The organism is Gandjariella thermophila, assembly GCF_005405885.1.
GTDB lineage: Bacteria > Actinomycetota > Actinomycetes > Mycobacteriales > Pseudonocardiaceae > Gandjariella > Gandjariella thermophila.
The window spans coordinates 15,600-42,063 of sequence record NZ_BJFL01000027.1 but is presented as its reverse complement, the minus strand read 5'-3'; the positions used below and the strand labels follow the sequence as shown (position 1 = coordinate 42,063).

General features: G+C 71.3%; 25 protein-coding genes. 9 read left to right on the top strand and 16 right to left on the bottom strand.

What is annotated here, in order from left to right; all coding sequences use genetic code 11:
- Position 1: 1 nt before the first annotated feature.
- Positions 2 to 1,219 (bottom strand): threonine synthase, encoded by a 1,218-nt coding sequence (locus FFT21_RS21230; RefSeq protein ID WP_137815678.1) that lies wholly within the window; start codon positions 1,217 to 1,219, stop codon positions 2 to 4.
- Between the two features lie 144 nt (positions 1,220 to 1,363).
- Complete coding sequence (locus FFT21_RS21225) at positions 1,364 to 1,858, bottom strand: hypothetical protein (protein ID WP_137815677.1); 495 nt, start codon at positions 1,856 to 1,858, stop codon at positions 1,364 to 1,366.
- 381 nt (positions 1,859 to 2,239) lie between these two features.
- On the opposite strand from FFT21_RS21225, the gene FFT21_RS21220 reads away from it, so the two are divergent.
- Together FFT21_RS21220 and hpnH are read left to right on the top strand one after the other, a co-directional pair.
- Positions 2,240 to 3,028 carry a helix-turn-helix transcriptional regulator gene (locus FFT21_RS21220; protein WP_137815676.1) on the top strand — a complete coding sequence of 263 codons (789 nt, stop codon included), beginning with the start codon at positions 2,240 to 2,242 and terminating at the stop codon, positions 3,026 to 3,028.
- A gap of 209 nt (positions 3,029 to 3,237) precedes the next feature.
- A complete protein-coding gene (gene hpnH / locus FFT21_RS21215) occupies positions 3,238 to 4,245 on the top strand; it encodes an adenosyl-hopene transferase HpnH (protein ID WP_137815709.1) in 1,008 nt (335 codons plus the stop codon).
- Between the two features lie 78 nt (positions 4,246 to 4,323).
- On the opposite strand, the gene FFT21_RS21210 is transcribed toward hpnH, so the two are convergent.
- The gene (locus FFT21_RS21210) at positions 4,324 to 4,878 is read right to left on the bottom strand and encodes a TetR/AcrR family transcriptional regulator (RefSeq protein ID WP_137815675.1); all 555 of its coding nucleotides are present in this window, start codon (positions 4,876 to 4,878) and stop codon (positions 4,324 to 4,326) included.
- Between the two features lie 79 nt (positions 4,879 to 4,957).
- Between FFT21_RS21210 and FFT21_RS21205 the strand changes: the two genes are divergently transcribed.
- A complete protein-coding gene (locus FFT21_RS21205; RefSeq protein ID WP_225978608.1) occupies positions 4,958 to 6,208 on the top strand; it encodes an MFS transporter in 1,251 nt (416 codons plus the stop codon).
- Between the two features lie 179 nt (positions 6,209 to 6,387).
- Here FFT21_RS21205 and FFT21_RS21200 read toward each other — a convergent pair whose 3' ends face one another.
- Positions 6,388 to 6,618, bottom strand: coding sequence for a hypothetical protein (locus FFT21_RS21200; protein WP_137815673.1), 231 nt, complete (start codon positions 6,616 to 6,618; stop codon positions 6,388 to 6,390).
- A gap of 236 nt (positions 6,619 to 6,854) precedes the next feature.
- Between FFT21_RS21200 and FFT21_RS21195 the strand changes: the two genes are divergently transcribed.
- The gene (locus FFT21_RS21195) at positions 6,855 to 7,127 is read left to right on the top strand and encodes a hypothetical protein (RefSeq protein WP_137815672.1); all 273 of its coding nucleotides are present in this window, start codon (positions 6,855 to 6,857) and stop codon (positions 7,125 to 7,127) included.
- Between the two features lie 47 nt (positions 7,128 to 7,174).
- On the opposite strand, the gene FFT21_RS21190 is transcribed toward FFT21_RS21195, so the two are convergent.
- Entirely contained in the window at positions 7,175 to 8,134 is a 960-nt protein-coding gene (locus FFT21_RS21190) for an AraC-like ligand-binding domain-containing protein (protein WP_137815671.1), read from the bottom strand.
- A 267-nt stretch (positions 8,135 to 8,401) separates the two neighbouring features.
- Here FFT21_RS21190 and FFT21_RS21185 point away from each other — a divergent pair, with 267 nt between their 5' ends.
- Positions 8,402 to 8,800 (top strand): hypothetical protein, encoded by a 399-nt coding sequence (locus tag FFT21_RS21185; protein WP_192909670.1) that lies wholly within the window; start codon positions 8,402 to 8,404, stop codon positions 8,798 to 8,800.
- Between the two features lie 65 nt (positions 8,801 to 8,865).
- Here FFT21_RS21185 and FFT21_RS21180 read toward each other — a convergent pair whose 3' ends face one another.
- The 7 genes from FFT21_RS21180 to FFT21_RS21150 all read right to left on the bottom strand — a co-directional run bounded on the left by FFT21_RS21180 (position 8,866) and on the right by FFT21_RS21150 (position 18,267).
- Positions 8,866 to 9,246 (bottom strand): CU044_2847 family protein, encoded by a 381-nt coding sequence (locus tag FFT21_RS21180; protein WP_225978607.1) that lies wholly within the window; start codon positions 9,244 to 9,246, stop codon positions 8,866 to 8,868.
- Positions 9,247 to 9,268: 22 nt separating this feature from the next.
- A complete protein-coding gene (locus FFT21_RS21175) occupies positions 9,269 to 10,618 on the bottom strand; it encodes an ABC transporter substrate-binding protein (RefSeq protein WP_137815670.1) in 1,350 nt (449 codons plus the stop codon).
- Between the two features lies 1 nt (position 10,619).
- Complete coding sequence (locus FFT21_RS21170; RefSeq protein WP_137815669.1) at positions 10,620 to 11,762, bottom strand: GlnX family signal transduction membrane protein; 1,143 nt, start codon at positions 11,760 to 11,762, stop codon at positions 10,620 to 10,622.
- Between the two features lie 94 nt (positions 11,763 to 11,856).
- The gene (locus FFT21_RS21165) at positions 11,857 to 13,323 is read right to left on the bottom strand and encodes a vWA domain-containing protein (protein ID WP_137815668.1); all 1,467 of its coding nucleotides are present in this window, start codon (positions 13,321 to 13,323) and stop codon (positions 11,857 to 11,859) included.
- A 154-nt stretch (positions 13,324 to 13,477) separates the two neighbouring features.
- A complete protein-coding gene (locus FFT21_RS21160; protein ID WP_137815667.1) occupies positions 13,478 to 15,820 on the bottom strand; it encodes a serine/threonine-protein kinase in 2,343 nt (780 codons plus the stop codon).
- Positions 15,817 to 17,556 carry a S1 family peptidase gene (locus FFT21_RS21155; protein WP_137815666.1) on the bottom strand — a complete coding sequence of 580 codons (1,740 nt, stop codon included), beginning with the start codon at positions 17,554 to 17,556 and terminating at the stop codon, positions 15,817 to 15,819. The genes FFT21_RS21160 and FFT21_RS21155 overlap by 4 nt, the downstream gene beginning before the upstream one ends.
- A gap of 219 nt (positions 17,557 to 17,775) precedes the next feature.
- The gene (locus FFT21_RS21150) at positions 17,776 to 18,267 is read right to left on the bottom strand and encodes a hypothetical protein (protein WP_137815665.1); all 492 of its coding nucleotides are present in this window, start codon (positions 18,265 to 18,267) and stop codon (positions 17,776 to 17,778) included.
- Positions 18,268 to 18,541: 274 nt separating this feature from the next.
- On the opposite strand from FFT21_RS21150, the gene FFT21_RS21145 reads away from it, so the two are divergent.
- Positions 18,542 to 18,973: a Fur family transcriptional regulator gene (locus FFT21_RS21145; RefSeq protein ID WP_137815664.1), complete on the top strand. Its 432-nt coding sequence runs from the start codon at positions 18,542 to 18,544 to the stop codon at positions 18,971 to 18,973.
- 29 nt (positions 18,974 to 19,002) lie between these two features.
- Positions 19,003 to 21,237, top strand: coding sequence for a catalase/peroxidase HPI (gene katG, locus FFT21_RS21140; protein WP_137815663.1), 2,235 nt, complete (start codon positions 19,003 to 19,005; stop codon positions 21,235 to 21,237).
- A gap of 96 nt (positions 21,238 to 21,333) precedes the next feature.
- Here the strand turns inward: katG and dhaL are convergent, their stop codons facing one another.
- Both dhaL and FFT21_RS21130 read right to left on the bottom strand, forming a co-directional pair.
- Positions 21,334 to 21,960 (bottom strand): dihydroxyacetone kinase subunit DhaL, encoded by a 627-nt coding sequence (dhaL, locus tag FFT21_RS21135; RefSeq protein ID WP_137815662.1) that lies wholly within the window; start codon positions 21,958 to 21,960, stop codon positions 21,334 to 21,336.
- 264 nt (positions 21,961 to 22,224) lie between these two features.
- Complete coding sequence (locus FFT21_RS21130; protein WP_225978606.1) at positions 22,225 to 23,001, bottom strand: IclR family transcriptional regulator; 777 nt, start codon at positions 22,999 to 23,001, stop codon at positions 22,225 to 22,227.
- 229 nt (positions 23,002 to 23,230) lie between these two features.
- Here FFT21_RS21130 and FFT21_RS21125 point away from each other — a divergent pair, with 229 nt between their 5' ends.
- A complete protein-coding gene (locus FFT21_RS21125; protein WP_137815661.1) occupies positions 23,231 to 25,597 on the top strand; it encodes a LuxR C-terminal-related transcriptional regulator in 2,367 nt (788 codons plus the stop codon).
- A gap of 110 nt (positions 25,598 to 25,707) precedes the next feature.
- Here FFT21_RS21125 and FFT21_RS28900 read toward each other — a convergent pair whose 3' ends face one another.
- Entirely contained in the window at positions 25,708 to 25,860 is a 153-nt protein-coding gene (locus FFT21_RS28900; protein ID WP_153816567.1) for an alpha/beta hydrolase family protein, read from the bottom strand.
- Positions 25,861 to 26,011: 151 nt separating this feature from the next.
- On the opposite strand from FFT21_RS28900, the gene FFT21_RS21120 reads away from it, so the two are divergent.
- Positions 26,012 to 26,266 (top strand): hypothetical protein, encoded by a 255-nt coding sequence (locus FFT21_RS21120; protein ID WP_137815660.1) that lies wholly within the window; start codon positions 26,012 to 26,014, stop codon positions 26,264 to 26,266.
- A gap of 48 nt (positions 26,267 to 26,314) precedes the next feature.
- On the opposite strand, the gene FFT21_RS30365 is transcribed toward FFT21_RS21120, so the two are convergent.
- A complete protein-coding gene (locus tag FFT21_RS30365) occupies positions 26,315 to 26,443 on the bottom strand; it encodes a hypothetical protein (RefSeq protein WP_264081660.1) in 129 nt (42 codons plus the stop codon).
- Positions 26,444 to 26,464 lie beyond the last annotated feature (21 nt).

The following is a 26,464-nucleotide window of genomic DNA, read 5'->3' as shown; positions in this document are numbered from 1 at the left end:
GTCAGGAAGGGATCACGCCGTCGGGGTCGAGCACGGGGACGTCCTCAATGGACACCGTGTCGGGATACTTCAGCCCGGCACCGGTGTTGAGCACGACGACCTCGTCGTCCGGTGTGATCCAGCCGGATGCGGACAACGCTCGGACGGCGGCCAGGGCGGCGGCACCCTCCGGGCAGACGAAGGTTCCCTCCAGCGCGGCGCAGCGGGACTGCTCGGCCAGGGTGTCCGCGTCGTCCACGGCGATCGCGGTCCCGCCGGTGGCGTACAGGGCGTCCAGGATGAGGAAGTCGCCGAGCGGCTTGGGCACCGTGATGCCGAACGCGATCGTCCGCGGGTCGGGCCACGGCTCGCTGGTGGACGCACCGCTGTGGAACGCCTGGACGATCGGCGCGCAGCCGGCCGCCTGCACCGCGACCAGCCGCGGCAACCTGTCCCCGATCCAGCCGATTCGCTGGAGTTCCCGCAGTCCCTTGTGGATGCCGATCAGGCCGACGCCGCCTCCGGTGGGGTAGAGGATCACGTCCGGCACGCGCCACCCGAGTTGCTCGGCAAGCTCCAGGCCCATCGTTTTCTTGCCTTCGAGCCGGTACGGCTCCTTGAGGGTGGACACCTCCTGGTATCCGCCGCGCTCGGCGACGGCCCTGTTGACCAGTTGCCCGCACTGCCCGATGTGGCCGCGGACGGCGTACAGCTCGGCGCCGGCCACGACGCACTCGCGTCGGGTGATCTCCGGGGCGTCGACGGGCATCGCGATCAGGCTGCGCATCCCCGCACGTGCGGCGTAGGTCGCCCAGGCCGCGCCGGCATTGCCGTTGGTGGGCATCGCGACGCCCTTGACGCCGAGTTCGTGTGCCCGGGACACACCGACGGCGGCGCCGCGTGCCTTGAAGCTGCCGGTGGGGATCAGTCCCTCGTCCTTCATCAGCAGTCGCGGTGCGCCGTACTCGGCGCCCAGCCGCGCGAGCGGCAGCAGTGGCGTCATGCCCTCGCCGAGGGTCACCACATGGTTCGGCGATCGCACCGGCAACAGCTCGTGGTACCGCCACAGCGACGGCGGGCGCGTGGCGATCACCTCCGGGCCGACGCCCGCGGCGACCTGGTCCAGGTCGTACCCGGCCAGCAGCGGAGACCCGCAGTGGCAGAGGTTGGTGACCCGGTCCGCGTCATGGCGGGCACCGCACCTCGGACATTCGAGGTGGCTGAGGGCCGAGAACATCATCCAGTCCTCCCACGACGATCCGGACGAGGGTATCCCGGCAGGCGGTCGGTTCAGCCCGCCCGGTTCTCCGGCACGCCCGCTGGTGCCGGTCCGGATACGGCGGGCGGTCGCCCGGCCCGGCGCCCGCGGGACCTCGCCGGCGGCTCAGTCAGGGTCGGGGACGCGGAGCGCGTCGTCGTCGAAGCGGGCCGGCAGCCACCGAGGTGGCGAGCTTTCCGCGTCCAGCAGCCAGGCCACGCGTGGATACCCGCCGGACGGAACGGTGTGGAAGCCGGTCTGGGCCACCTGGTAGGACTGCGGCGAATAGTCCGTGACGCCGACTCGGCCGTCCACGCTCCACACGATCTCGGGCACCCAGGTGCGGTCGCAGTGGTAGCTCAGCAGGGTCAGGTCGAACTCCTGCGGGTCGCCCTCGGAGACCGAGTAGGGGAACGTGGTGGTTTCGCCGCGGTCCGGTGCCAGGCGCGGGACCGGGTCGTCCCGGCTGGCATGGAAATGGTGGGGCTCGATGTTCCCACCGCAGCCGCCGCTCTGGAGTTGCACCACGGTGGCGGCGTCCGGGGTCGGCGGGGCCGCCCGGCGCAGGATCTTGACGCGGATGTCGTGGATGACCACCGTGTGCCCCGGTTTGGCCTGCACGGTCAGCGCGACGATGGTCCAGTCGGGGTCGGCGGCGCGGTAACGCCTCAGGTAGTCGAGGAGGGCGTCACCCTGCGGCTTTCACGCCCGCCCGCCGCCACCACGGCTTGCCCCGCGGCCGCGCACGGTTACCCCCCGCAACCGTGCGCCGCCGCGAGGCCGACCCCGCCGACCGTCGACGGCCGGCACGGGGGATGCCGGTCCCTCCCGCCTGCCCCGAGGTGTCCGCCATCGTCCCCCTGCCCTCGTGAACCCGCTGCCCCGGCCGGTCCCCGCGCCGTCGCCGCCTTCGACGGCCCCGGCCGTCCCAGCATGGCGGACGATCAACCCTGGTGGTATACGGAAACGTACGTACCGGGCGACTCGCGGTAAGGGGACACAGTGGCGCGGCTGTCCGCACGTGACTACGAGCGGATCCTCGATCTCACCGCCGAGGTCGTCACGCATTTCGACGCTCCGGCGCCGTGGCAGCCCGTACTCGAGGATCTCGTGGACCGGCTGGACGGCAGCGCCGCCGTGTTCTCCGTGCTGCACTGGAACTCCGCTAGCGGGCAGGTCACCACGTGGACCCCCGCGCGGCTGGCACGGCTACCGCTGGACTCCCTGCTGGCCGACAACATCCGCCGCGACCACCCGCTGGCCAAGCACTACGCCACCACGGCCGATCGCCGACCGCTCGCCGTCACCGACGTCATCGACGCGCGCGCCTGGCGTCGCACCGACACCTACGCCGTCATGCGGGCCGCGTTCGGCGCGACCCGCCACATCGCGCTGCCGCTGCCCACCGAGCGGGGCCGCACCCGGGCCGTTGTCGTCCACCGCCGCGGCCCCGACTTCACCCGCCTGGAACGGGACTACCTGGAGCGCGTCCAGCGACTCCTGGTCCGCGTCGACGGGCACCTCCGCCAACTCGCTGGCTGGCGCGCCACCCTCGACCCGTCACGGCGCCTCCCGCACGCGCTGGCCGGCGCGGTCGAGCACAAGATCACGCCGCGCGAACTCGCGGTACTGACCATGCTTGCCGAACCGTTCACCGCGGAGACCATCGGCCGCCGGCTCGGCATCACGACCCGCACGGTGTACAAGCACACCGAGAACCTCTACCGCAAGCTGGGTACCACCAGCCGGCTGGCCACCGTCCGCCGTGCGCGGCAGTTGGGCCTGCTGTAGAGCGGGCTTTCCTTGTCCACCCATCGGGTGAAGTTTGCCGCGATGAATCTGGGCGCAGGCGCAATCTCCGGCCGCGAGTTCGCCTGCCGCGCGCCCGCCATGGCACATAGGTGCAAAAACGCATCGGTGGCGGTCCGCGGAGTGATGGTCGACCATGGGGTGGCTGGTGTGGTCACGGTTTGGTACGACAGATGAAGGGGCTTGCGGCGATGGGTATTCCGCTGCGTCAGGCGGTAAAGATCGGCGCCTACCTGCTCAAGCAGAAGGTGAAGGGCCGCAAGAGATTTCCTATCACTCTCGAGTTGGAGCCACTGTTCGCGTGCAACCTCGCGTGTCAGGGTTGCGGCAAGATCCAGCACCCGGCGAACGTGTTGAAGCAGCGGATGCCGGTGCAGCAGGCGCTGGCCGCTGTCGACGAGTGCGGCGCTCCGGTGGTGTGCCTGGCCGGCGGCGAGCCGCTGATGCACCCCCAGATCGAGGACATCGTCGAGGGCCTGATCCGGCGCCGGAAGTTCATCTACCTGTGCACCAACGCGCTGCTGATACCCCGCAAGATCGACAAACTGCGGCCGTCGCCATACCTGGCCTTCGCGGTGCACATCGATGGGTTGGAAGAGCGCCACGACGCGTCGGTGGCGAAGCGAGGGGTCTTCGCGCAGGCCGTGGAGAACATCAGGGAGGCGCAACGGCGCGGTTTCCGGGTCACCACCAACACCACGTTCTTCAACACCGACACGCCGCAGACCGTCATCGAGGTGCTGGACTTCCTCAATAATGATCTCAAGGTGGACGGGATGATGCTCTCGCCTGCCTACGCCTACGAGAAGGCGCCCGATCAGGAACACTTCCTGGGCGTGGAGGAAACCCGTGAGTTGTTCCGCAAGGCGTTCGCCGACGGCCGCCGTAGGCGGTGGCGGCTGAACCATTCGCCGGCGTTCCTGGACACCCTCGAGGGGAAGCGGGAGTTTTCCTGCACCGCGTGGGGGATTCCGTCGTACTCGCTGTACGGGTGGCAGAAGCCGTGCTATCTGATGGGCGACGGCTATGCCAGGACCTACCAGGAGTTGCTGGACACCACGGATTGGGATGCCTACGGTCGCGGCCGTGACCCGCGTTGCGCGAACTGCATGGCGCACTGCGGTTACGAGCCCACCGCCATTCTCGCCACCATGGGCTCGTTGAAGGAGTCGCTGCGCGCGGTGCGCCCCTCGGCGTGACCTCGCCATCGGCACCACCGCGCGGTCGGCGCGTTCCGGTCTGCCGCAGCGGCGACCCGTTGGCGGCGGCAGGGTCGATCAGCCCAGGAGCGCGTCGACGAGTTCCCGCGCCCAGCCGGCCTGGGGCGGGTCGTTGGTGAACACCGCGCGGTAGTACAGCGGTCCGAGCAACGCGTCCGCGGCGCGCTCGACCTCCGGAGCGGAGCCGCCACGCGATCGTTCGCGGTCCAGGATGGCGGCGAGCTGGGCGTGCCGGTCGGCGGTGCAGGCGCAACCGCCCTCGGGTCCCGAGCCGACCGCGGCGCGCATCAGCGCCAGCACGTCCGGGTCGGCGAGGTCGGTGGCCACGTCGCTGACCCACCGCTCGAGGTCCTCACGCAGCGACCCGGTGTCCGGAACCACGATGTCGCCGCTGAACCGGCTGGTCGCAACGTCGCCAAGCAGCTCGGCGACCGAACCCCACCGACGGTAGAGCGTGGTCGGGTGCACCCCGGCGCGTCCCGCGACGACGGGCAGGGTCAGTGCCTCGGCGGGCTGTTCGGCCAGCAGCTGCTGCACCGCCCGGTGCACGGCGGCGCGCACCCGTGCGGAGCGACCGCCCGGCCTGGTGGTGCCTGTGGTCGTCCCGGACATGACCTCATTATCGCATCGATCGTTGCGTTTGCGCTATGGTGGCGTAAACGCACTGATCGTTGCATTAGAGGAGCCGCTGGTGTCCCAGGCATGCCCCGCCGCGATCGCGGCCGCACCCGCCCGGCGCGGACCGCGCAGACTGTCCCGCCGGGCCGCCTTCGCCGTGGTCGCGGCGATCATCGTGCTGTTCCTGGCCGCGTCCAGCGCACCGTCCCCGCTGTACGTGGTCTACCAGCACCAATGGCACTTCTCCTCGGGCACGCTCACCGCCGTCTTCGCGGTGTACGTGGTGGGCATGCTCGCCTCCCTGCTGGTGTTCGGCGGGCTGTCCGATCACCTCGGCCGGCGCCCGGTGCTCGCCGCCGCGATCGGCCTGGAGGCCGTGGCGCTGGTGCTGTTTCTCGTCGCCGGTGACGTGTCCGTCCTCTATCTCGCCCGGTTCCTGCAGGGCGTCGCCACCGGGACGGCCATGACCACGCTCGGCGCCACCCTGGTCGACCTCAACCCGCCGCACGCGCCCGGCCGGGCCGGACTGGTCAACGGCGTCACCCCGACCACCGGCCTGGCGCTGGGTGCGCTCGGCTGTGGCTTCCTCGTCGAGTACGCGCCCGCGCCCACGCGGCTGGTGTACGCGCTGCTGCTGAGCGCCATCGTGTTGGCCGCCCTCGCCGTCGCCGCCATGCCGGAAACCTCCGCCCGCCGGCCCGGCGCCCGCGCATCCCTCGTGCCCCGGCTCGGCGTTCCCGCAGGCGCCCGCGCGGACTTCTACGCACTGGTGCCGATCATCGTCGCGAGCTGGGCGCTCGGCGGGCTGTACCTCTCACTCGGCCCTTCGGTCGCCGCGGGGATCTTCGGCCTGTCCAACCATCTCATCGGCGGCCTCGTCGTCACGGCGCTGTGCGGCACGGGTGCGCTGACCACCTTCGCGCTGCGCAGGCGTGCCACCGGCGAGGTGCTGCGTATCGGCGCCGGCCTGCTCGCCACCGGGACCACCGTGACACTCGCCGGGATCGCGACCGACTCGGTGGTATCCGCGCTGGCCGGCACGCTGATCGCGGGCGTCGGTTTCGGCGCGTCCGCCCTCGCCATGTTCGGCGCCCTGGGAAAGCTCGCCGGCCCGGCCGAGCGTGGCGCGCTGTTCGCCGTCGGCTACACGATCGCCTACCTGGCCTTCAGCGTGCCCGCGGTGGCCGCCGGCCTCGCCACCACGGCCGCCGGCCTGCGGCCCACCGCGATCGTGTACAGCCTCACCGTCATCGTGCTCGGCCTGGCCGCGCTCGCCGCGCACGGCTTCCGCGCGGCCCGCGCCAGGGCTAAAGCAGTGCGGTGACCTCGGCCGGGCTCGTCAACGGTGCCGGCGAGCCGGCGGAGTGACGAGCTACCGGCTTCCCGGAGCCGACCCCGTGGCCGCGGGAATGCCCACCGCGGCCACGGGAGGCCGCCCGGCTTCGACGTGGCCCAGGCCGGGTGGCGTTCCGTGCACGTGATGAATCGCTCTCAGCGGATGCCCTACCAGTCCGGGTAATGGGACGTGCCCCACACCCAATCCCGGCTCCAGCCGAACTTCCAGAATCCGCTCTGCCAGAACCAGCCGGCGGTGGTGTCACTCCAGAAGCACCGACCCAGAAAGCCGGCGCGCCACCAGCCTCCCCGGTGCCAGCTCGGCCCGTACTGGCGGAGGCCACGGCAGAAGTCGCCGGACCCCGCCATCGGCGGGGTCCGGCCGCGGTAGGCGGACATCGCCACCGACCGTCCACATGTGACCGCCGCGCTGGACGGCTTCGCCCTGGGAACTCGCCCTTGTCACGTCGTCGCCACGGTCGTCGGCCGGGAGGACGACCTGACCGGCTGTGCCGCGCGCCGGTTCACGCCACCCGCCCCGCGTGCCGGCCGGATGATCCGCTGCCCCTGGCGGATACGCGCGTCTCGGAGCACCCTGGTACCCACCCGGTCATCACCGCGGAGGTGAGAGGGCGATGCGGATCCTGGGAATGCTTCTGGTCGCGGCCAGCGCCGCGTTCGTGGCACTGCTCGTGCGCGACAACATTCGTGGCCCGGTCTACACGCCGACGATCATTGGGCACGCGTTGCCGAGCCTCAACGTCTTGGCGATCTTCGTCTCGGGCGTCGTCCTCGCCGTGCTCTTCTGCCTGGGGATCTGGATGGTCGCCGCCGGAGCACGCCGGCATCGGGCCGCCTCCGGTGGCCGGCACGGACCGTCGCAGGCGAGCGCGACACGCGCGAGCTGACCTCTGCTACGTCGTGGTGCGCGACGACCGCTGTAGATCGTGGCGGTTCACCCGAGTGCGTCGCGCGCGGTCAGTGCGTGCCTGCGGTATTCCGACGGGCTGATGCCGTAGGCGGCCCGGAACGACCTGCTCGCGTGCGCGGGGTCGGGCATTCCCCACCGGGCGGCGATGGCGGCGACGGTGCGGTTGGCCAGGCCGGGATTCTCCAGGTCGCGGCGAATCCGGTCCAGCCGCCGGGACCGGATCCATGCGGCCAGCGGCTGGTCGCGCGTGGCGAACAGCTTGTGCAGGTAGCGGGTGGATATCCCGTGCGCCCTGGCCACCGTGTGCACGGAAAGGCAGGGGTCGGACAGGTTGGCCTCGCAGTGCGCGATCACGCGGTCGATCAGCGCGGACCGAGCGCAGTCGTTTCGCCGCTCGGGCCCGAGAAAGGCCATGACAACCATGTCGAGCAGCGAGTCGGCGAGGTACGCCCCACCTTCCGGCACGGTGCTGTCCAGTTCGCCGGCCAGGCCGTTGAAGAAACCGGCCACCAGCCGTCGAACACCGCTGTTGGTTCCGATTGGCACGGCCGTGGTTCTGCTCAGAGCGTTGGCGTGCGCGGCGAGCCGATCGCGGGGGCAGGCGATCACGACGGTGCGGTAGTCCTCACGGAAGTCCAGCGTGTAGGGACGAGTGGTGTCGTAGATGACCAGATCACCCGGCCGTAGCCGGTGCTGCCGCCCGTCCTGGCTGATCGTGGCGGTGCCGGAGACGTGCAGGGCGACCTTGTAGATCTCGTTGTCGCCGGAGGTGATCAGCTTGGCGGTGCGCGCCACGGTGACCGGCGCCGAGCGGATGTCCGCGACGACCAGACCGCCGGCCTGCTCGTGCCGGATGTGCCCGGCGAAGCGGTCGAGGTTCGCCGGCCTGATGCGCAACGGAGCGAATGCCGTGGAGGCCGCCTGCTGGTAGTGGGCCAGCCGGTCATCGGCCGGCATCGACGCGTCGGCGACGAAGTCAGCCACGCTTCCACCACCTTGTGGTCGCCCACCGAGGACTACCAGGGGTCACAGCACCATCGCTACTTGCCACGAGAGGGTACTCGGATGGGCAAGATCCAGTGCGCTCATGGCCAAGACCCGGGGCTCCGACCGCCCTACGGTGCTGGCCACGACATCGGGACAGGTGTACTCCGCTCGCTGGGCGGGCGGTATCGCGTGGACGCGGCGTTCGCGGTCGGTCCGCGGTACCGGTGCCGCCCGCTCGCGGCGACAACAGCGCCGAGGACGGTGATGACGACGAGTTCCTCTGGCCAACCGGGCGCCGACACGGAGTCCGCCCTGCGCCGGCTGGTGCTGCGCGGTTTCCGGTTTCTGCACCCGCGGGACGGCGCGGGGGAGTTGGTCGCGGTCATCGGTGTCCGCGCACATCACCACGTCATCGACGTCGTGCGGCTGCATGCCGAGGACGACGCCGTCGCCAACCGGATCCCCGCCTCCGAGATCGACGTCCTGGCACCGCGCCGAACGCTGTGGCAGGTTTCCGGCCGGGCCGCCGACGTGCTTGCGGACCTTCTCGCGCTCCCGGACGACTACCCGGCCGGCGAACCCGCCGGCCGGGAGCAGGCGCATGCGGCCTGCTGGGCGCCGGTCGCGACCGGCCGTCTCCTCTGGGCGACCCGTCGGTGGTGACCACCGTCCGACGCCGGCGAGCGCGAGCCCTGCCGGGGGATGGTGGGCACAGCCGCCAGCCCGCGCTACCGGGGTTGGGGTGGAGCACCGGAAGCCGGCGGGAGTGCCGGCACGGACCCGTCCGTCCGGTCCGGTGTGCCGGCCCGCCAGACCAGCTTCACATCGAACTGGCCGTGCACCCCGGTTTTCGCGATCACCGCGCCGGCCTCCGCGTCCAACTTGATCCCAAACTTGATCTCCACCTCGTCCGGCCGCCGAGCCATCGACTGAAACTGGCCCAGCGCGGCCGCTGCGGCGTCACGGACCGGACGGAGCGTCCGCTCCAGGGTCTTGCTCGCCGCGTGCAGCACCTCCTCGCCCCGTCCCGCCGGGGCCGGCCCGCCGGGCAGGTCCACCTCGACGAGCACCGTGCCACCACCATCCAGATCGAACCTGGCCAACGGCATGTGACTTCCCTCCCGAACAGGGCTACGCGCGTCCACATTTGAATGTGCCGGTCTGCGTCGAGTACGCCTGTTGCCGCAGGCTCTCCAACTGGGCCAGCAGAGCGTCCAGCCGCGCGGGGTCGCTCAGGTAGGCCAGCACGGCCTGGTTGAACGCGGCGCTCAGGGATGCCGGCATGAGGTCGGAGGCGTTGAAACAGAGCGTGCCGCTGTGCAGCGTCGCGGCCACCCGGCGTTTCACGTCGTCCGAGTACACGCTCGGCGGCAACTCGGCGTCGGCCGAGAACGCCGAGCCCGTGGCGATGCCCGGCCAGATCCGCTGCGCGGCGTCCGAGGCCAGGAACTGGATCAGCTTCTCGGCCTGTGGCGTGGCGTTGAACATGGTGGCGAAGTCGGCGGACACCTCGCGCACGTCGCCGGTGCCGCCGCCCGCGTCGGGAGAAGGGAAGAAGTCGAAATCGGCGCCGGGCTGGGCCGGCGGCGTGCCGCCCCGGTAGTTGGCCATCACGAACGCCGCCTTGTGGTCCAGGTAGCACCCCGGCGGCTGGGCGAACATCAGGTTGCCGGCGGCGGCGTAGTTGGTCAGCAGGGCGCCCTGGGTGCCGCCGGCCACCGCACCCGGCCCCTGCACGAGGGACCCCCAGGTGGTCCACGCCTGGCGCACCACCGCGGACGTCCACGGCAGCCGGCCGTTCGTCCAGTCCTGGTAGGCCTCGACGCCGGACTGGTGCAGCAGGATGTCGGCGATCCAGTCGGTGCCCGGCCAACCCGAGTTCGGCGTCGACTCCATGCCGACGCACCAGGGGATGCCATGTGCGGCGCGAATGCGGTTCTGCAGCGCGACCAGTTGGTCCCAGGTGGCCGGCATCGCGGCGGTCTCCTGTGGGCCGAGCAGCGCGCGCAGCGCCGTCGGGTCATACCAGATCGCGCTGCGCAGATCGGCCTTGAACACGAAGGCGTACCACTGGTCCGGTGCCGCGTCGCCCGGTCGCACATCCTGCGACCACCGCAGCCACTGGCGGCCGTACCGGTTGGTTTCGGCGCCGGGCAGGGTAAACGGCTTGAGCACGCCGGCCGCGGCGTAGCCGGCCAACTGGCCGAGGCTGGACACGATGGCCACGTCTGGCGGGTGACCCTGCCGCACGTCCGTCTCCAGTTCCTTGTTCAGCGACTGGGACCCGTGGTAGATGGCGTGAATCCCGGTTTCCCGCTCGAACTCGTGCAGGACCTCCTGGAAGCTGTTCTCCTCCGCGCCGCTCCAGTTGCCGATCACGCTCACCGTGCCGGCCGGCGCGGGACCGGCGCAGGCCGCCGGTACGGCACAGCCGGCCGAGAACGCCACGGCCAGCGCCAGTCGACCGAGTCCCGCGCGCACCTCAGCTCACCTCGTAGCGGTATTCCCGGACGCGGACCTCGACGCCCAGCACGATCAGCACGGCGATGACCACGCCGAGTCCGGGAATCACGTAGCGCAGGCCGTAGTCGGCGCCGGCGGCGCCGGCCGCAGCGGTGGCTGCCGCGGCGTCCTGGGCCTGGACCGCGTCCGGCGCGGCCGGCTGGCTGCTCCCGCAACCGAACCCGGCACCCTGCGCGCACCGGTCGTTCAGCAGCCCGACCGCCGCCGGGTCCGCTCCGCCACCGCTGATCGGCCCGAGTGACACGTGCTGATCGGCCACCACCTGCTCGAGGTTGGTCCTGGCCACGGTCAGCCGGTCCTCGGCCTGCCGGACCACCATGACGATGCTCACGCACAACACCACCAGCAGCGCCGTGGCCGCCGCCAACCACCAGTTGATCAGCCGCCGGAACCGCCGCGCCAGGCACCGCTGAGTGGACAGCAGCAGGACGAACAGGACCGCGGCCGGGACTCCCCAGAGCAGCACCGCGCGCGGCCCCAGCCACCAGGACGCCGCCTGGTCGGCCAGGGCGCGTCGCTGGGTTCCCTCGAGGGAGGAAAGGCCGGCCAGGATGCCGTCCTGGGCATGCATCAGCGCGGAGGCGTAAAGCGTCTCGGCGAGACCGAGTTGGGTGGCGCCGCTGGCATAGTCGGCGTGCGCCTGCTCGACCTGGGCGATGTACGCGGTGAGCTGGCCGTCCACCTGGCTGAGCGTCAGCTCGCCGAGCACCCCGGCCTGGTTCACCTCGGCGACGCGTTGCAGGCTGAGCTGGGCGAGCGCGATGTGGTTCTGGTACTCGTTGCCCGGTCCGGCCAGACCCGCCACGCCGGCGGCGAAGGCGTGCACCGCCGCACTGTCCGCCTCGCGCAGGGCCTGTTCCGCCGAGGACACGTCCATGATCGCCTGGGTGGTGCGCTGGCTGGCCACCACGATGGTGTCCTGGGCGTGGGTGAACACGGTGTACGCGGTGGCGAGCACGGTCATGATCGCGACGAGCATCGCCATCCGGAGCCGCCGCAACACGATTCGGGTGGTGGACGGCCGGTCGACCAGGGTCAGCCGGCGTAGGTCCGCGCGCACGACCCGACCCAGCCGGCTCGCCGCGCCCGCCGGGGCGGTCACGACGGTTCCCTTTCCGCGGGTTCGCGCGCGCTCGCGACCGTGCCGGGGGGGCGAGCGCCGAAGTCGGCCAGGGCGTCGCGGCCTGACACACGCATCAGTGAGCATCCTCCTGCCGAGCCGGGAACTGATGGCTGCACCGCTCGCACACCAGCGGACCCGCCGGCGCCGCACCCCGCGAGACGAACGAGCACTCCGGGCAGGTGCGGGACACCGTGGCGGCGGTGCCCTCCGCGTCGAGTCGCCGCGCCCTGCCGCCGCGGCTGGTGCTCACCGATCCGGTGTAGGTCGCCAGGATTTCCGACAGCGGCACGTCCGTGCGTAGCCGCACCAACCCGGCCGCCGCGTCGACGACCTCCACCAGCCGACGCAGGTTTCGCAGGATGTCCTCGTTGCCGGACCGGTCGGCCAGCATGACCGCCCGGCCGAGTTGCTCCACCGCGGTGGCCGCGTCGCCGCTGTTGTACGCGTCGCAGCCGGCCCGCACCGCGTCGCCGAGTTCCTCCTGGCCCGCGTAGTGCGTGACCTTCTCGTCCAGGCGGGTGAACAGGCCCGGGTCGTCGGTCCAGTGCACCAGGATCAGCGCGGGCGGGATCGGCCGCGCGTCGAAGCCGGCGCCGCGCACCAGCACGTCCACCCGGGCGGCCAGCAGGTCCTCATCCTTGGGCTGGCCGGCCGGGTCGACCGCGATTCGCACCTGGTACTCGCGGGTCTCGTCGGCCCAGGAGCCGGTGGCGATCTCGACGGTCCGGTCGTCGCGGCGCACCACCCGCGGGGTGAGGTCGGCGAAGGTGGGGTGCACCTGCTGGATCTCGTGCAGCCTGGCGGTCGCCACGGTGCGTACCCGCAGGTCGACGTCGGGCACGCTCCTGCGCATGGCCGCCACCGTCAGGTCCCGGAAGTCCGCGACCATCTCGTCGAACCGGGCCACACCCCTGGCCTGTCCATTGAGGACGGCGGCGATGTGCAGCAGCTCGGTGGGTTCCCAGTGGTCGCCGATGCCCCGCGCGTCGCAGACGAAACGACCGGTGCAGTCGGCCAGCACCGCGTCCAGCTCCGCCCGGGTCTCGTGCTCCTGCCGGCCGTCGGTGATCAGGGTCGCGTGCCGCACCGCGGACGGATGGTCGGCCAGCAGCTCACCGCCCAGCGCGAGCCACCGCCCCATGGCCGTGCCACCGCTGGCGACCAGCCGGTTCACCGCGTCCTTGGCCTCGGTCCTGGTCCGCCGGTCGGCGACCGCCAGGCCGGGCCGCTGCGGGTAGGCCAGGGCGGCCTCATGGGTGCCTCGCACCACCGCGAACCGCACACCGTCGCGGAGCGCGTCGATGGCCGCGCACGTGGCCCGCTTGGCGGCGGCCAACTTGGTCGGCGGGTCGGACATCGAGCCGGAGCAGTCCAGCAGGATCACCTCGGCCGTGTCCGACCCTGCTCCGTCCACCGTGGACAGGCGGCCCAGCCCCGTCGCGCTCACCGTGAGCACGGCGACCACCTCGGTGTCCTGCTCGGCCAGGTACTTGTTCTCGCTGACCGTGATGGTGAACCCGGTTTCCGCGCGGTCCGACATGTGTGCCCCTCAGCGCCCGTTCCGCGAACGCACGCCGCTGACCCGTCGCCGGGGCTCGGACGACCCGGACCACGGCTCTGCTCGGCCTGCCGGGGCGCCCCGGCGCGCTCGTGTACTCCTCATCGCGGCTCCGTTCGGTTCTGGAAACAGGCTGTCAACACCACGTCCGGGGACGGGCCGTGTTGGCCAGGTCGACGAGGACGTCATGGTGCGTCTCGGTCTCCGCCTGCCGGGCGGCGAGTTCCCGGAACGAGGCGGACAGCAGCGACCGCACGCCGCGCTCGGTCACCGGGTCGCCGAGGACGGGCCCGGCGGGTAGCTCCCCGGGCGCGGCCGGCATGCTCCGAAGCCGGACCAGGGCGGCCTGGCGGACGAAGGTCACCAGCCGGGCGCGTGCTCGGGCCGCATCCGCACCGGCGAAGTTCTCCGGCGCGAGCCGCCGCACGGCGTCCGCCAGGTCGGCCGGGCGGGGCGGTCCGGCGGGCCGGAAATGCCCGGCCCGTAACCGGATCGCGGCGACCCGCGACCGGTCGTAGTGCCGGGACCGTTGCGGCACCTCGTCCAGCACGGCCACCGCGGCGTCCCGGTCACCGCTGGCGAGGTGCACCCTGGCCAACCCGAACGCCGCGCTCACCGCGGTGCCGTCGGTACGCCACACCGAGTGGTAGTGATCGGCGGCGTCCGCCAACCGGTCCGTGTACTCGGCGGTGAAGCCGAGGGCCAGCCGCGGCGTCGGTTCGCCCGGCAACCAGCCACGTACCGCGGTGAACAGGTGGTCCGCCCGTGGCAGGCGGCTCGGGTCCACCGCGGACATGGCCAGCGCGAGCAGCCCACGGTGCCAGGTGATCCGCCAGTCGTGCGGCGCCGGTGCGATGTCCGCGGCAGCGGTCAACGCCCGCTCCGCCTCGGTGTGCCGGGCCAGCGCGAGATACGCCCGGCACCGCCACAGCTCGATCTCCACCGAGGGATCGCAGAACGTGGCCAGTTCGTCGAGCAGCCGGCGCGGGTCGGTGGTGCTCACCCCGGCGAGGAAACTGGCCGCCGGATCGGATCCGTCCGGCCGCGGCTCGGGCAGCCCGCTGGCCACCGAGGCCACCGGCGGCCGGCCGTCGGTGGCCTCGGTGGCCAGCAGCACGGCCTCGCTCGCCGGAGCCGCGGTCCAGGTGGTCAGCGGGGGCACCGCGCCGAGGCCGTCGTCCAGCAGGTCGAGCCGGTCCGCGAACAGTGTGGACGGCTTGGGATCCGGCCGCTTCCCGGCGAGCGCGGTGATCTCCCGCAGCACGCCGACTAACTGCTCGCGCAGTTGCGCGGCGGAGGCGAACCGCTGATCCCAGTCCTGGTGGCAGGCGCGGTCGAGGACCAGCCGGAACGACCGGATACCCGCCTCGATCTCGGGCGGCGCGGGAAGCTGCGGGTTGCCGCCCGGGCTGGCCGCGAACAGCGCGCGCAGCGTCCGGCCCACCGTGTACAGGTCGGAGCGGACGGTCAGACCGCGGGCCCTGATCTCCTGCCGGGACACCTGGAAACCCCGGGTACCCCAGGTCGGTGAGGTGCGGTCGTCGATGGCGCGCACCGCGCCCATGTCGATCAGCCGGACCTGGTCGCCCTGGTGGATCACGTTCTCCGGCTTGAGGTCGCAGTAGAGAAATCCGCGCTCGTGCAGGTACTCGAACGCGTCCAGGATGCGGATCCCGTAGCTGATCACGTCCTGCACCGGCAGTTCGCGCTCGCCGGCATACGCCTGCATCTTCAGCTTCTGCAGGGTCCACCCGCCGGCGTACTCCATCACGATGTAGCCGACCGGATCACCTGTGCGCGGATCGAGCTCGGTGACGAAGTCGAAGATCCGCACGATCCCCGGATGGTCGAGCAACACGAGGGCCCTGCGTTCCCGGTCGACCGATTCTGCGGCGTCCGGGTCGTTGGGCCGGATCAGTCCCTTCACCACGACCTGCCTGCCGCCCAGGTGCGTGTCCTGGGCGAGGTAGGCCCAGGAAAGGCCGCCGTGGCCGAGCGCACCGACGATCTCGTACCGGTCGCCGACGCGGTCGCCGGCGCGCAGCTTGGGCACGAACGAGTAGGGCGCGGCGCAGCGCGGGCAGAACCCCTCGGTGAGCGCGGGTTGCCCGTCGTGGCTGCGGCCGACCGGGGCACCGCAGTTGCCGCACTCACGGTGCTGTTCCGGCACCGCGACCCCGGTGAACAGCTGGCTGGCCAGTGCCGGTGGCTGCGCCAGCCAGGGCAGCGCGTCCGGCCGGTTCGCGCCGTCCGTGCCGCGGCCCTCGCGCGCCGTGGATCGCAGCGTGGTGGTGTGGTCGACGCCCAACGGATCGGTAGCCGCCGTAGCCGGGGCGGTGAGCGTGGGCGGCGGGCGGGCCACGGCCGTGCCGCTCGCCGCCGGCGCGGCCGCTCGGACCGACTGCTGGTGTCCACGCAGATCGCAGAATCCCGTTTCATCCACCGTGCCGGTGCATCCGGGGCGATCGCACTGGCTCATCGTGCGCCCTCTCCCCGGTCGACGGCCGTGCCGAGCCGCTGGCGGACGGCCGGCAGGTAGCGGTGCACCGCCTCCTCGGCGGCCGCGAGGTCGCACGGACCGCACGCCAGCAGCCGGTAGGCGTGCTCGTACCGCGCGGCCAGATCGATGTCCTCGGCGAAACCGCCGGCCACCGCCCTGGCCCGATAGGCGTCGAGCAGCCCGCGCAGCCGGGCTCGCCGGTCGAGTAACTCGTCGTACCGCCGCAGCGACTCCCTGGCCTGGCGCAACGCCTCGGCCACGTCGTGCTCGACCGCGGCCAGGCCGGCGGACAGCCGTGGCTCGTCGGGCCGGCTGTGGCCGACCGCCCGGAGCTGGGTGGCGCGCAGCCGCAACAGCGGAGTCCGTTCGGTCGGTCTCGGGATGCCCCTGATCCTGCTGGCCACCGCGCGAAAGCGTTCGCGGGCAACGGTTTCGGCGGCGTCCACCTCGTCGACCAGGCCATCGAGCCGATCGAGCCGCCCGGCCAGCGACTCCGGCCGGTCCGGGCTCCGGGGCGCCGAATACCCGCGCCCGCTCAGCCGCAGGGTGGTGGCGCCGGATCGGGTGGGCAGGGCGGCCCGGGACCCGATCACCAGGCGGGCATGCCGCCCGGTGGACCGGCTGTCCGCCATGGGCAGCAGCACCTCGGTGAGCAGCGACTCCGGGTCGGCCGCCTGGTCGACCGAATCCACCACCACGGTCACCGGCGGCAGCGCGTCGCCACTGCCGTTCCGGGCGTTGCCGTTCTCGGGCGGGCCGACCCGCTCGGCGATCCGCCGGCCGACCTCCTCGGTGGTCTTCCCCGCGGCGTCGACCGCGAGGTCGATGGAGCGCATCGGCAACACGGCGTCGGCAGGCACGGCGGCGATCATCTCCACGGGCAGCGCCGCGCGCAGCCGAGGGTCGGCGAGGGCGACCAGCACGACCAGCACCACGGAGCGGTCCGGAGGATCGCCGACCAGGTTCAGCACGTCGGTCGCACCGGCGGACGCCAGGCGGTCGACGAGTTCACGCACGTCCCGGAGCAGTTCGCCCGCCTGGCCGACCTCGGTGAGCCGGTCGATGCGGTCCTGGAACGCCGGGTCGACCGGCGGCGTGCCGGTGACCTCGCCGGCCAGACCGGGCAGGTAGTCGAGGATGGTCTCGGTGGGGAACATCCAGGACACGTCGCGGTCGGCGTACGCGCTGACCACCATGCCGAGCACCTGGCCGGTCTGCTCGTCCAGCACGCCGGCGCCGCTGAACCCCCGTTCCACGCGCAGCCCGCTGGTGGAGATCGGGTCCAACTGCATCAACTCGTCGTGCGGCCCGGTGGGTCCGGCGATCATGGCACGGACCCACGCGCCGTCCGGGGTGTCCGCGGGAAAGCCCTGCACCCACACGGTTCGGCCGCGCACCGACCTCTGGTGCAGGACGGCGTGGCGCCCTGCGGGCACCGCCCCGGCCAGATCGAGCAGGGCCAGGTCACCGCGCCGATCCGCGAAGGACGGCTGCCACCCGCCTTCGGCGACCGTGGCTTCGAGCGGAGACACCGTTGGCATGCCGACGAACTCGACGAGCACCTCGGGCGCGGGCCGCTCGGCACCGCGCTGCCGCACGACATGCGCGCAGGTCAGCACCTGCCGATCAGGTAACAGGATGCCCGCACCCCGGATCACCTTCCCCACACTGATCCGCACCCGCCACGGATCAATGGGGTGGGAATATCCCCCCATGTGACTGATCTTACACCCATGGTGATCGCCCGACCTGCGAGATCCCACCGGTTGTGCGGTCGTATCCGCACGTGAGTTGATGGGGTGACCGCCTGCCGGCGGGAACCGGGTGACATTCCGCCGCGACCGCGATGATGCCGCTACCCGAACGATGACTGCGGCCGGTGAATCGTGATGGGCGTTGCTGCGAACGGGGAATGGTCCGCGGGTGGCGCGGTGCTATCCGTTCCGGCCGCTGTTCCGCCCGTCGGTACGCGCGGCCGCCCTGCGCAGTTCGGCCAGGCTCAGGCCCTGCAGCGCCCGGGAGGCCACCGAGTTGGCGATCTGGCGTGGCGTCATGCGTCCCCGGCCCGGTGGAGCTTGGTAGGACTGGCCGTCGGGTCCCTTCCGGTACTCGAGGTCGGAGGCGACACGCTGGTATCGGAGATGCCGGCCGCGCTTGGTCGCCTCCCATCGCTCGACCCTGACGGCGAGCCCGCAGCAGGTGCAGGTGACCCGGCGGATGAACAGCCCGTCGCGGTCCACGCCGGTGAACTCGATCCCGGCCTGGCGGATGGTGGGAAACAGGTGGCGGCCGCGTTCCCGGCAGGCGAGGACCTCGTCGGGAGCGTCGTCCACATAGCGGTCGACGTCGTCGTCCGATGCCCGGACCGGACCCTGCTCCTGCTGCTGCTCGCCCTGGATGGACAGCGGCCTTGCCTTGTCCGCCACGTGACTGACTCCTCCCGTCCGAGCGCGCCCGCTTCGCGGTGAGTGTTTGCGTTGACAACCATCTTGCCTTGCTGGTGATCCGCCGGCGCCCACCGGTCGGCGGCGGAACGGATCATGCGGACGTGGTGCACGACGGCCGCGGTGCGCGGGTACCAGCACCCGCCGCGTGGTCGTCGCCCGGCCGGGTGGTGGGCGCGCTCCGGGGTCGGACACGCGGTCCAGGGCAGACGTCCGATTCTTGATTGGTTCCAGAAATTGCGGCACACTGCGGCGCGTGCCAACGCCCTCGGACTTCGAGCGCATGCTGCGCGAGGTTGCTCTGCGTGTGACGCGTCCTCGGGTAGCAGTGCTGTCCGCGGTGCACGACCATCCGCACGCCGACACGGAGTCGATCATCGGTGCGGTGCGGGAGAACCTCGGTGCGGTGTCTCACCAGGCCGTCTACGACGTGCTGCGCGCGCTGACGGCGGCGGGTCTGGTGCGGCGCATCGAGCCGCCGGGCTCCGTGGCGCGCTACGAGGCGCGGGTCGGGGACAACCACCACCACGTGGTGTGCCGGTCGTGCGGTGTCATCGCCGATGTCGATTGCGCCGTTGGCACCACGCCCTGCCTGACCCCGTCCGACGACCACGGCTTCGTGATCGACGAGGCGGAGGTCATCTACTGGGGCCTGTGCCCCGCGTGCTCCATCGCACCCAGTTCCTGAGCACAACCTCTGATCCCGGAAGGATTGCCGTGTCCGACAGCCCTGACGCCGTTGTTGGAGAGACGAACGACGAGCCCACGGGCGGGTGCCCGATCTCAGCCGCGCACCCCAAGCACCCGACCCAGGGCGCGAGCAACCGCGACTGGTGGCCGAACCAGCTCAACCTGAGGATTCTTCGGAAGCACCACCCGAGGGCCAACCCCATGGGGGAGGACTTCGACTACGCCGCCGAGTTCCAGACCCTCGACCTCGACGCCCTGGCCAGGGACGTTGACGAGGTGCTCACGACGTCGCAGGACTGGTGGCCGGCCGACTTCGGCCACTACGGCCCGCTGATGATCCGGATGGCCTGGCACAGCGCGGGCACCTACCGCATCCACGACGGTCGCGGCGGCGCGGGCGCCGGCATGCAGCGTTTCGCGCCGCTGAACAGCTGGCCCGACAACGCGAACCTCGACAAGGCGCGCCGGCTGCTCTGGCCGGTCAAGAGGAAGTACGGCCGCAAGATCTCGTGGGCCGATCTGATGATCTTCGCGGGCAACCGCGCCCTGGAGACGATGGGCTTCAAGACCTTCGGCTTCGGCGGCGGCCGCGAGGACGTGTGGGAGCCCGACGAGGACGTCTACTGGGGCCCCGAGGACACCTGGCTCGGCGACGAACGTTACAGCGGTGACCGGGAGCTCCAGAACCCGCTGGCCGCCGTCCAGATGGGCCTCATCTACGTCAACCCCGAGGGCCCGAACGGCACTCCGGACCCGCTCGCCGCGGCCAGGGACATCCGCGAGACGTTCCGGCGCATGGCGATGAACGACGAGGAGACGGTCGCACTGATCGCGGGCGGGCACACCTTCGGCAAGACCCACGGCGCGGCGGACGCGGACGCCCACGTCGGTCCGGAGCCGGAGGGCGCCTCGCTCGAGGAGCAGGGCCTGGGCTGGAAGAACAGCTACGGCACCGGTAAGGGCCGGGACACGATCACCAGCGGCCTCGAGGTCACCTGGACGCCCACCCCGACGAAGTGGGACAACAGCTTCTTCGAGACCCTCTTCGGCTACGAGTGGGAGCTGACCCGCAGCCCCGCCGGCGCCCACCAGTGGGTGGCGAAGGACGGCGCCGGGGCGAACACCGTGCCGGACCCCGAGGACGGCTCGCTGACGCGCCCGCCGACGATGTTGACGACGGATCTCGCGCTCCGGGTCGACCCGGTCTACGAGCGGATCTCGCGGCGCTTCCTCGAGCACCCGGACGAGTTCGCCGACGCGTTCGCCCGCGCGTGGTTCAAGCTCACGCACCGTGACATGGGGCCGCGCGCCCGCTACCTTGGACCGCTGGTCCCCGAGGAGACGCTGATCTGGCAGGATCCCGTCCCCGAGGTGGACCACGAACTGGTCGACGCGGAGGACATCGCCACCCTCAAGGAGCGGATCCTCGCCTCCGGGCTGTCGATCTCCCAGCTTGTGTCCACCGCATGGGCGTCGGCCTCGACCTTCCGCGGCAGCGACAAGCGCGGCGGAGCGAACGGGGCGCGCATCCGGCTCGAGCCGCAGCGCGAATGGGAGGTCAACGAGCCCGACAAGCTGGCCACGGTGCTGCGCACGCTGGAGGGGATCCAGCAGACCTTCAACAGCTCCCAGACCGGGGGCAAGCGCGTCTCGCTCGCTGACCTCATCGTGCTGGGCGGGTGCGCCGCCGTCGAGTTGGCCGCCAGGAACGCCGGTCACGACATCCGGGTTCCCTTCACCCCGGGACGCACGGACGCGTCGCAGGACCAGACCGACGTGGAGTCGTTCGCCGTGCTCGAGCCGACTGCGGACGGGTTCCGCAACTACCTCGGCAAGGGCCACCGGCTGCGGGCCGAGTACCTGCTGCTCGACCGCGCGAACCTGCTGACCCTGAGCGCGCCCGAGATGACCGTCCTGGTGGGCGGCCTGCGCGTGCTGGGCGCCAACTACCAGCAGTCCTCGCTGGGCGTGTTCACCTCGACGCCGGAGTCGCTGACCAACGACTTCTTCGTGAACCTCCTCGACATGGGCACGGAGTGGAAGGCGACGTCCGAGGACGCGGAAACCTTCGAGGGCCGCGACCGCGCCACCGGCGAACTCCGGTGGACCGGCAGCCGCGTCGACCTCGTCTTCGGCGCGAACTCCGAGCTGCGTGCGCTCGCGGAGGTCTATGCGAGCGACGACGCGCAGGAGAAGTTCGTGCGCGACTTCGTGGCCGCGTGGGACAAGGTCATGAATCTCGATCGGTTCGATCTCGCCTGATCCCGAGGTCCGGGTCGGTCGTTCGCCGGCCGACCCGGACAACCTCGGTCGGGTGACCCTTCCTCGTCGATGCCGTCACCGGAGGAGACGCCCGGCCTACGACTCGGCGGTGGCTTGGGCGAAGGCGCGGAAGATCAGCGCGGTGGACGTGGCCCCCGGGTCCTGGTGGCCCATGCTGCGCGGACCGAGGTAGGAGGCGCGGCCTTTGCGGGCCTGCAGTGGTGTTGTCGCGCGCATGCCCGCCTCCGCGGCGTCAGCCGCCCGGGCCGCGGCGGTGGCGAGGCTGGCGCCCGCCGACAGCGCCTGGTCGAAGGCCGCCATCGCGGGCGTGTAGGCGTCAACGATGGTCTTATCCCCGGGCACCGCCGCCCCGAGTCGCTGTATCGCGGCCAGCCCCTCGGCGAACGCCGCAAGCAGTTGCTTGCTATCGGCGACCGGCTCGTCGAGCGCCTTGCCGATCGCGCGGAACGCGGCCCCGTACAGCGGGCCGGCAGCACCACCGACGTTCGCGAACAGGTGGTTGCCGACCCTGACGAGGACATCCCCCGCGGTCCGGTCCCGGGGATCTTCCAGATCGGCCAGCGCGGCGGTGAACCCCCGATGCATGTTGACGCCGTGGTCGGCGTCGCCGATCGCCGCGTCGAGCAGGGTGAGATAGTCGACCTGCCCGGCAATGGCCGCTGCGATGGCCCGCACCCAGTCGCGGGCGAGGGCGATGTCCACCGCATTCTCCTTCGATTTCGGTGACTGTCAGCGTCGTCGTTGCCTGGAAGCACGGCCGCGGCGAATGTGGCAAGGAACTCCTACGGGTGGCTGTCCTGTTCCATGATGCGTCCGCTCTGCCCGTCCTGCCACGCGGTTCTCTTCGTGGGGTGTTGACGCCAGTCCGAGTTTCGGTCATTGCCAGTCACATTCGGCATCACCGAACATTTTTCCGGCCGAGCTGTCAGGCCGATGCGGGCGGTGGAGAAACGGGGGACCAGCGGTTCAGACACCGCGGGGGCCGGCGGTCCGCGCGGCGCCGAGGTCACGAGACAGATTCCGCGCGACTTCCCGCACCAGGATGGCGTGCGTTTCGCGGGCCTGCTCGGCCAGCAGCCGTTCGACCGGCCCGACGAGGCCGATCGCGCCCACTGGCAGCCCGGACCGATCGAACACGGGGGCGGCGATGCCGGCGTCGCCGAGTGCGGACTCCTGGTCTTCCACGGCGTAGCCCACCCGACGGACCTGCTCCAGCTGGTCGGCCAACTGGTCGCGGTCGTTGATGCTCGCCCCGGTCAGTACCGGCAGTTCCCCGGCGAGCAACGCCTCCCGGTCCGCCTCGCCGGTGAAGGCGACGATGGCCTTGCCCAGGGCGCAGGTATTCCACGGGATGCTGGCGCCGACCTCGAGAATCTGGACGGTCCCCTGGGGGCGGAACGCATGGTGCACGACCAGCACCCGGTCGCCGGTGAGCACCGCCACCCAGACCGCCTCGTTCGCTCGGCTGGCCAGCGAGTCAGCCCAGGTCAACGAGCGGGTCCGCAACAGATGCGTGTCGAGGTAGGCGTTGCCGAGATGGAGCAGCGCCGGGCCGAGCAGGTACTTGCCCGTCTCGACGTCCTGCACCACCAGCTTCTCCGCCTCCAGCGTGCGCAGCAACGCGTGTACTGTCGGTTTGGCCACGCCGATCCGCTCGGCCAACTCGCTCACACCCAGCCGAGGACCCGCGACCGCCAGCTCCTGGAGGATCTTCGATGCCCGGCGCACCGACTGAACCAGCATGCGAACCAAACCAGCTTTCGGTATTGCTGAACGGCGTTCTGATAAGGTAGCATCGTGTTCAGACCTAGCTAGATCCTACTCGTACCACACAGCCCGACCTAGCCACCGGACTCTGAGGGTCGCGGGCGGACGACAAGTCCGACCTGCTTCGCATCCGGTGTGCTGGCTGCCCAGGGGGCCGCCACCAATGTCACCAGAATCGGAGACCACCCCGCGGAGCCTCCTCCGGATGATCGGCGACCAGGGCACCTCCAGCCCCGGGGACGTCGCCACCCTGCTCCGACCCGAGTCCGCTGAGATGCCCGCCGAGCTGGCCAGCTTCGTGGGACGTCGACGCGAGCTCAGCGAGGCCAGGAGCCTGCTCTCCCGATCGCGGCTGCTCACCTTCACCGGTGTCGGCGGGGTGGGCAAGAGCCGGTTGGCGCTCCGGTTGGCAGCGGCGGTGCGCGGGGCGTACCCGGACGGCGTGCGGGTGGTCAATGTGGCGGCGCTTTCCGACGGGCGCGCACTGACCAGGGCGGTCGGGGATGCCTTCGACCTGCCCGAGGAGCACACCTGCCGCGGACCGACAGCCGTGGCGGAGGCCCTGGCCGGCGCCAGGTCACTGCTGGTGCTGGACAACTGTGACCGCCTCACGGACGCCTGCGCCGAACTCGTGCTCGCGTTGCTGCGGACCGTGGCCGACATGCGGATCGTCGCGACCAGCCGCTCGCTGCTGGGCGTCTTCGGCGAGCATGTGCTGGCCGTGACGGGGCTGTCGGTGCCGGAACCGGACCAGCCCGTGATGCCGAAGACTCTGCTGCGATACGAGGCACCGGCCCTGTTCGCCGAGCGCCGGGCAGCGATCCAACCGGGGTTCCGTATCGATGCGGACAACTGCGCGATGGTGGCGGTGCTGTGCCGTCGGCTGGACGGGAATCCCTTGCAGATCGAACTCGCCGCCAGGCGACCCGTCCCGACCATCGAACAGCTCGTGCAGCGGTCCGGCGATCGATTCGAGTTTCTCGCGACGCAACGCACGCTGGTCGAGCCACGGCATCGCAGTCTTCGGGCCCTCATCAGCTCCAGTTTCGAGCTGTGCTCACCGCGCGCGCAGGAGTTCTGGGCGCGGCTGTCGGTGTTTCCCCGCGACTTCGACCTGGCGGCGGCCGAGGAGGTCTGCTCGGGCGGCCGGGTCGATCGCGCCGAGGTGCTCGATCTGGTGACCGAACTGGTCAACGGTTCGATACTGCTTCGCCATGATTACGATGGCCAGCCCAGGTTCCGGCTGCCGTCGGCGATGCGCGAATACGGCAGGGAACGTCTCGCCGCCCGCGGCGACGAGCGTGTGTTCCTGCGACGGCACCGCGACTGGTGCCTGTCACTGGCCAGGCGGGCGGAGGCGGAGTGGCCGACGCATCGCCAGCTGGAATGGTTCGCTCGGCTGCACAGCGAGCACCTGAATCTCCGCGCCGCCATCGACTTCTCCCTGGCCACCCGGGACGAGGCCGGCGCAGGAGCCGAACTGGCGGCCGCCCTGGGCAGCTACTGGATCGCCTCCGGCCGGCTGGGCGAGGGACGACGTTGCCTCGACCGGGCGCTCACCCTGCTGCCGACCCCCGCCGCGCCCCGTGCCAAGGCACTGCGCGCCGCTACGGTTCTCGCCCTGCTGCAGGGCGACATCTCGGCCGGGCTGCCCCTGTTGGCGGAATACCGAACGGCGGCACACGACCTCGGCGACCGGTCCGAGATCGCCCATGCCGCGCAATGCTCCGGGTTGGCCTCGATCTGCCAGGCTGATTTCGAGCAGGCACATCGGTGCCTGACCCAGGCGCTGGCGGAGCACCGCGCGCTCGGCGACCTCCATGGCGTGCTGGCCGCCCTCGTCCTGCTGGCCACCGCTGCCGCGCTCGCCGGCGACGGAGACCGGGCCCGGACACTCGGCGCGGAATGCGTGGCCACCAGTCAGGCGCTCGGCGAGGCCTGGTACCGCTCCTACGCCCAGTGGGCGATCGGTGACGCCCTGTGGCAGCGCGGCGAGGCGCGGCAGGCGACCGAGCTCGTGCAGGACAGCGTGCGACTGCACCGGCACTTCAACGACTGGCTGGGTGTCGGGCTGTGCCTGGGACTGCTCGCCCACACGGCGGTCGACGGTGGCGAGGGCGAGCGCGCCGCCCAACTGCTCGGCGCATGTCGCGCCGCGTCGCGGAAGGTGACGTGCGGCCGGGCATCGGCGTACCGGTTCTCGCACGGCCGCGGACTTCGCTGCGCGGGACAAGCCCGTGACCTGATCGGCAGCAGTGCCTTCACGGTGGCCTTCAGCCGCGGCACGGAACTGTCGCACAGCCAGGTGCTGGCGCTTGTCCTGGGCGCGGCAGAACGAAAGCCGAAAAAGGTCCACCCGGCGACGGAAAACGCCTGCGACACGATACTCACCCCGCGCGAGCACGAGGTCGCCAGGTTGATCGCGAAGGGAATGAGCAACAAGCAGATCGCGACGACCCTGGTGATTTCCCAGCGCACCGTGGGATCGCATGTGGAGCATATTCTCTGCAAGCTCGGCTTCACGTCGCGGTCCCAGGTGGCCAGTTGGCTCGCACGCAGTGGCGAGGGCTGACGGTGGGAGTTCGGACCTTCACCGAATACCCTCTGGAGCGTTCCTGACCGGTCAACGGAGGGCTCGGGGGGTGGCGGACGGCCGGGCCGGACCGGCAGCGGGCCTGACGTTCACCCCTCGCGGAGTGCTCCGGCGACCCAGATCATCGCCCGCGCCACCGCCGCGCGGGATTCCTTGGTGTGGTCAAGGCTGTCGAAACCATGTTGACCGCCGGGGACCTCGATGGCCTCGAGCCCCACGCCGTTGGTGCGGGCCACGTCCACGAACGCGGCCTGGGTGCCGCGATCTCCGGGTACTCGTGTCCGATCCGGATGAGAGCAGGATGGGCGGCTTCGGGCCGGCGGACACGGCGGCGACGGCGTCGAAACCCACTTTGTCCCAGCCCGGAGGGGACGCGAGAACCACCCACTCGGGATGCCGCGCGCGGTTCCCGTCGAGCGCCTGGTGCCGGTACTGCGTAACGCCCGGAATGCTCCGCTGATTCGTGGTTTCTGGCGGACCCGCGGCGTTCGGCTGGTGGCCACCGACCTCGACTGGTCGGCCGGCGCGGGCCCGGAGGTGCGCGGTCCGGCCGAGGCGCTTCTGATGGCGATGGCCGGTAGGCATGGGATCGTTGCCGAACTGACCGGCCCGGGCCAGGCGATGCTCGCGTGCCGCATCGACGCGTGATCATTCCCACTTCCCAGTGGTGCCCGCGCCCCGCCGATCGTGCGGCGCTCATCCCACGTCGAAGGTGTTCGGCAGGCCGAACCGGTAGCGGACTTCATTGGCGCGCTTGAGCCGCTCCATCTCCGGGGGCCGGTCCAGGGTCCAGACGTGACACCGCTCAGCGTTTGACCCGATCATGGAGCGTTTGGAGGATCTCCA

Coding starts and splice junctions, on each gene's coding strand:
- FFT21_RS21230 (WP_137815678.1), bottom strand. CDS start 1,219: ATGATGTTCTCGGCCCTCAGCCACCTCGAATGTCCGAGGTGCGGTGCC.
- hpnH (WP_137815709.1), top strand. CDS start 3,238: ATGGGTATTCCGCTGCGTCAGGCGGTAAAGATCGGCGCCTACCTGCTC.
- FFT21_RS21210 (WP_137815675.1), bottom strand. CDS start 4,878: ATGTCCGGGACGACCACAGGCACCACCAGGCCGGGCGGTCGCTCCGCA.
- FFT21_RS21200 (WP_137815673.1), bottom strand. CDS start 6,618: ATGTCCGCCTACCGCGGCCGGACCCCGCCGATGGCGGGGTCCGGCGAC.
- FFT21_RS21195 (WP_137815672.1), top strand. CDS start 6,855: ATGCGGATCCTGGGAATGCTTCTGGTCGCGGCCAGCGCCGCGTTCGTG.
- FFT21_RS21185 (WP_192909670.1), top strand. CDS start 8,402: ATGACGACGAGTTCCTCTGGCCAACCGGGCGCCGACACGGAGTCCGCC.
- FFT21_RS21180 (WP_225978607.1), bottom strand. CDS start 9,246: ATGCCGTTGGCCAGGTTCGATCTGGATGGTGGTGGCACGGTGCTCGTC.
- FFT21_RS21165 (WP_137815668.1), bottom strand. CDS start 13,323: ATGTCGGACCGCGCGGAAACCGGGTTCACCATCACGGTCAGCGAGAAC.
- FFT21_RS21160 (WP_137815667.1), bottom strand. CDS start 15,820: ATGAGCCAGTGCGATCGCCCCGGATGCACCGGCACGGTGGATGAAACG.
- FFT21_RS21155 (WP_137815666.1), bottom strand. CDS start 17,556: ATGGGGGGATATTCCCACCCCATTGATCCGTGGCGGGTGCGGATCAGT.
- FFT21_RS21130 (WP_225978606.1), bottom strand. CDS start 23,001: ATGCTGGTTCAGTCGGTGCGCCGGGCATCGAAGATCCTCCAGGAGCTG.
- FFT21_RS21125 (WP_137815661.1), top strand. CDS start 23,231: ATGATCGGCGACCAGGGCACCTCCAGCCCCGGGGACGTCGCCACCCTG.
- FFT21_RS21120 (WP_137815660.1), top strand. CDS start 26,012: ATGCCGCGCGCGGTTCCCGTCGAGCGCCTGGTGCCGGTACTGCGTAAC.
- FFT21_RS30365 (WP_264081660.1), bottom strand. CDS start 26,443: ATGATCGGGTCAAACGCTGAGCGGTGTCACGTCTGGACCCTGGACCGG.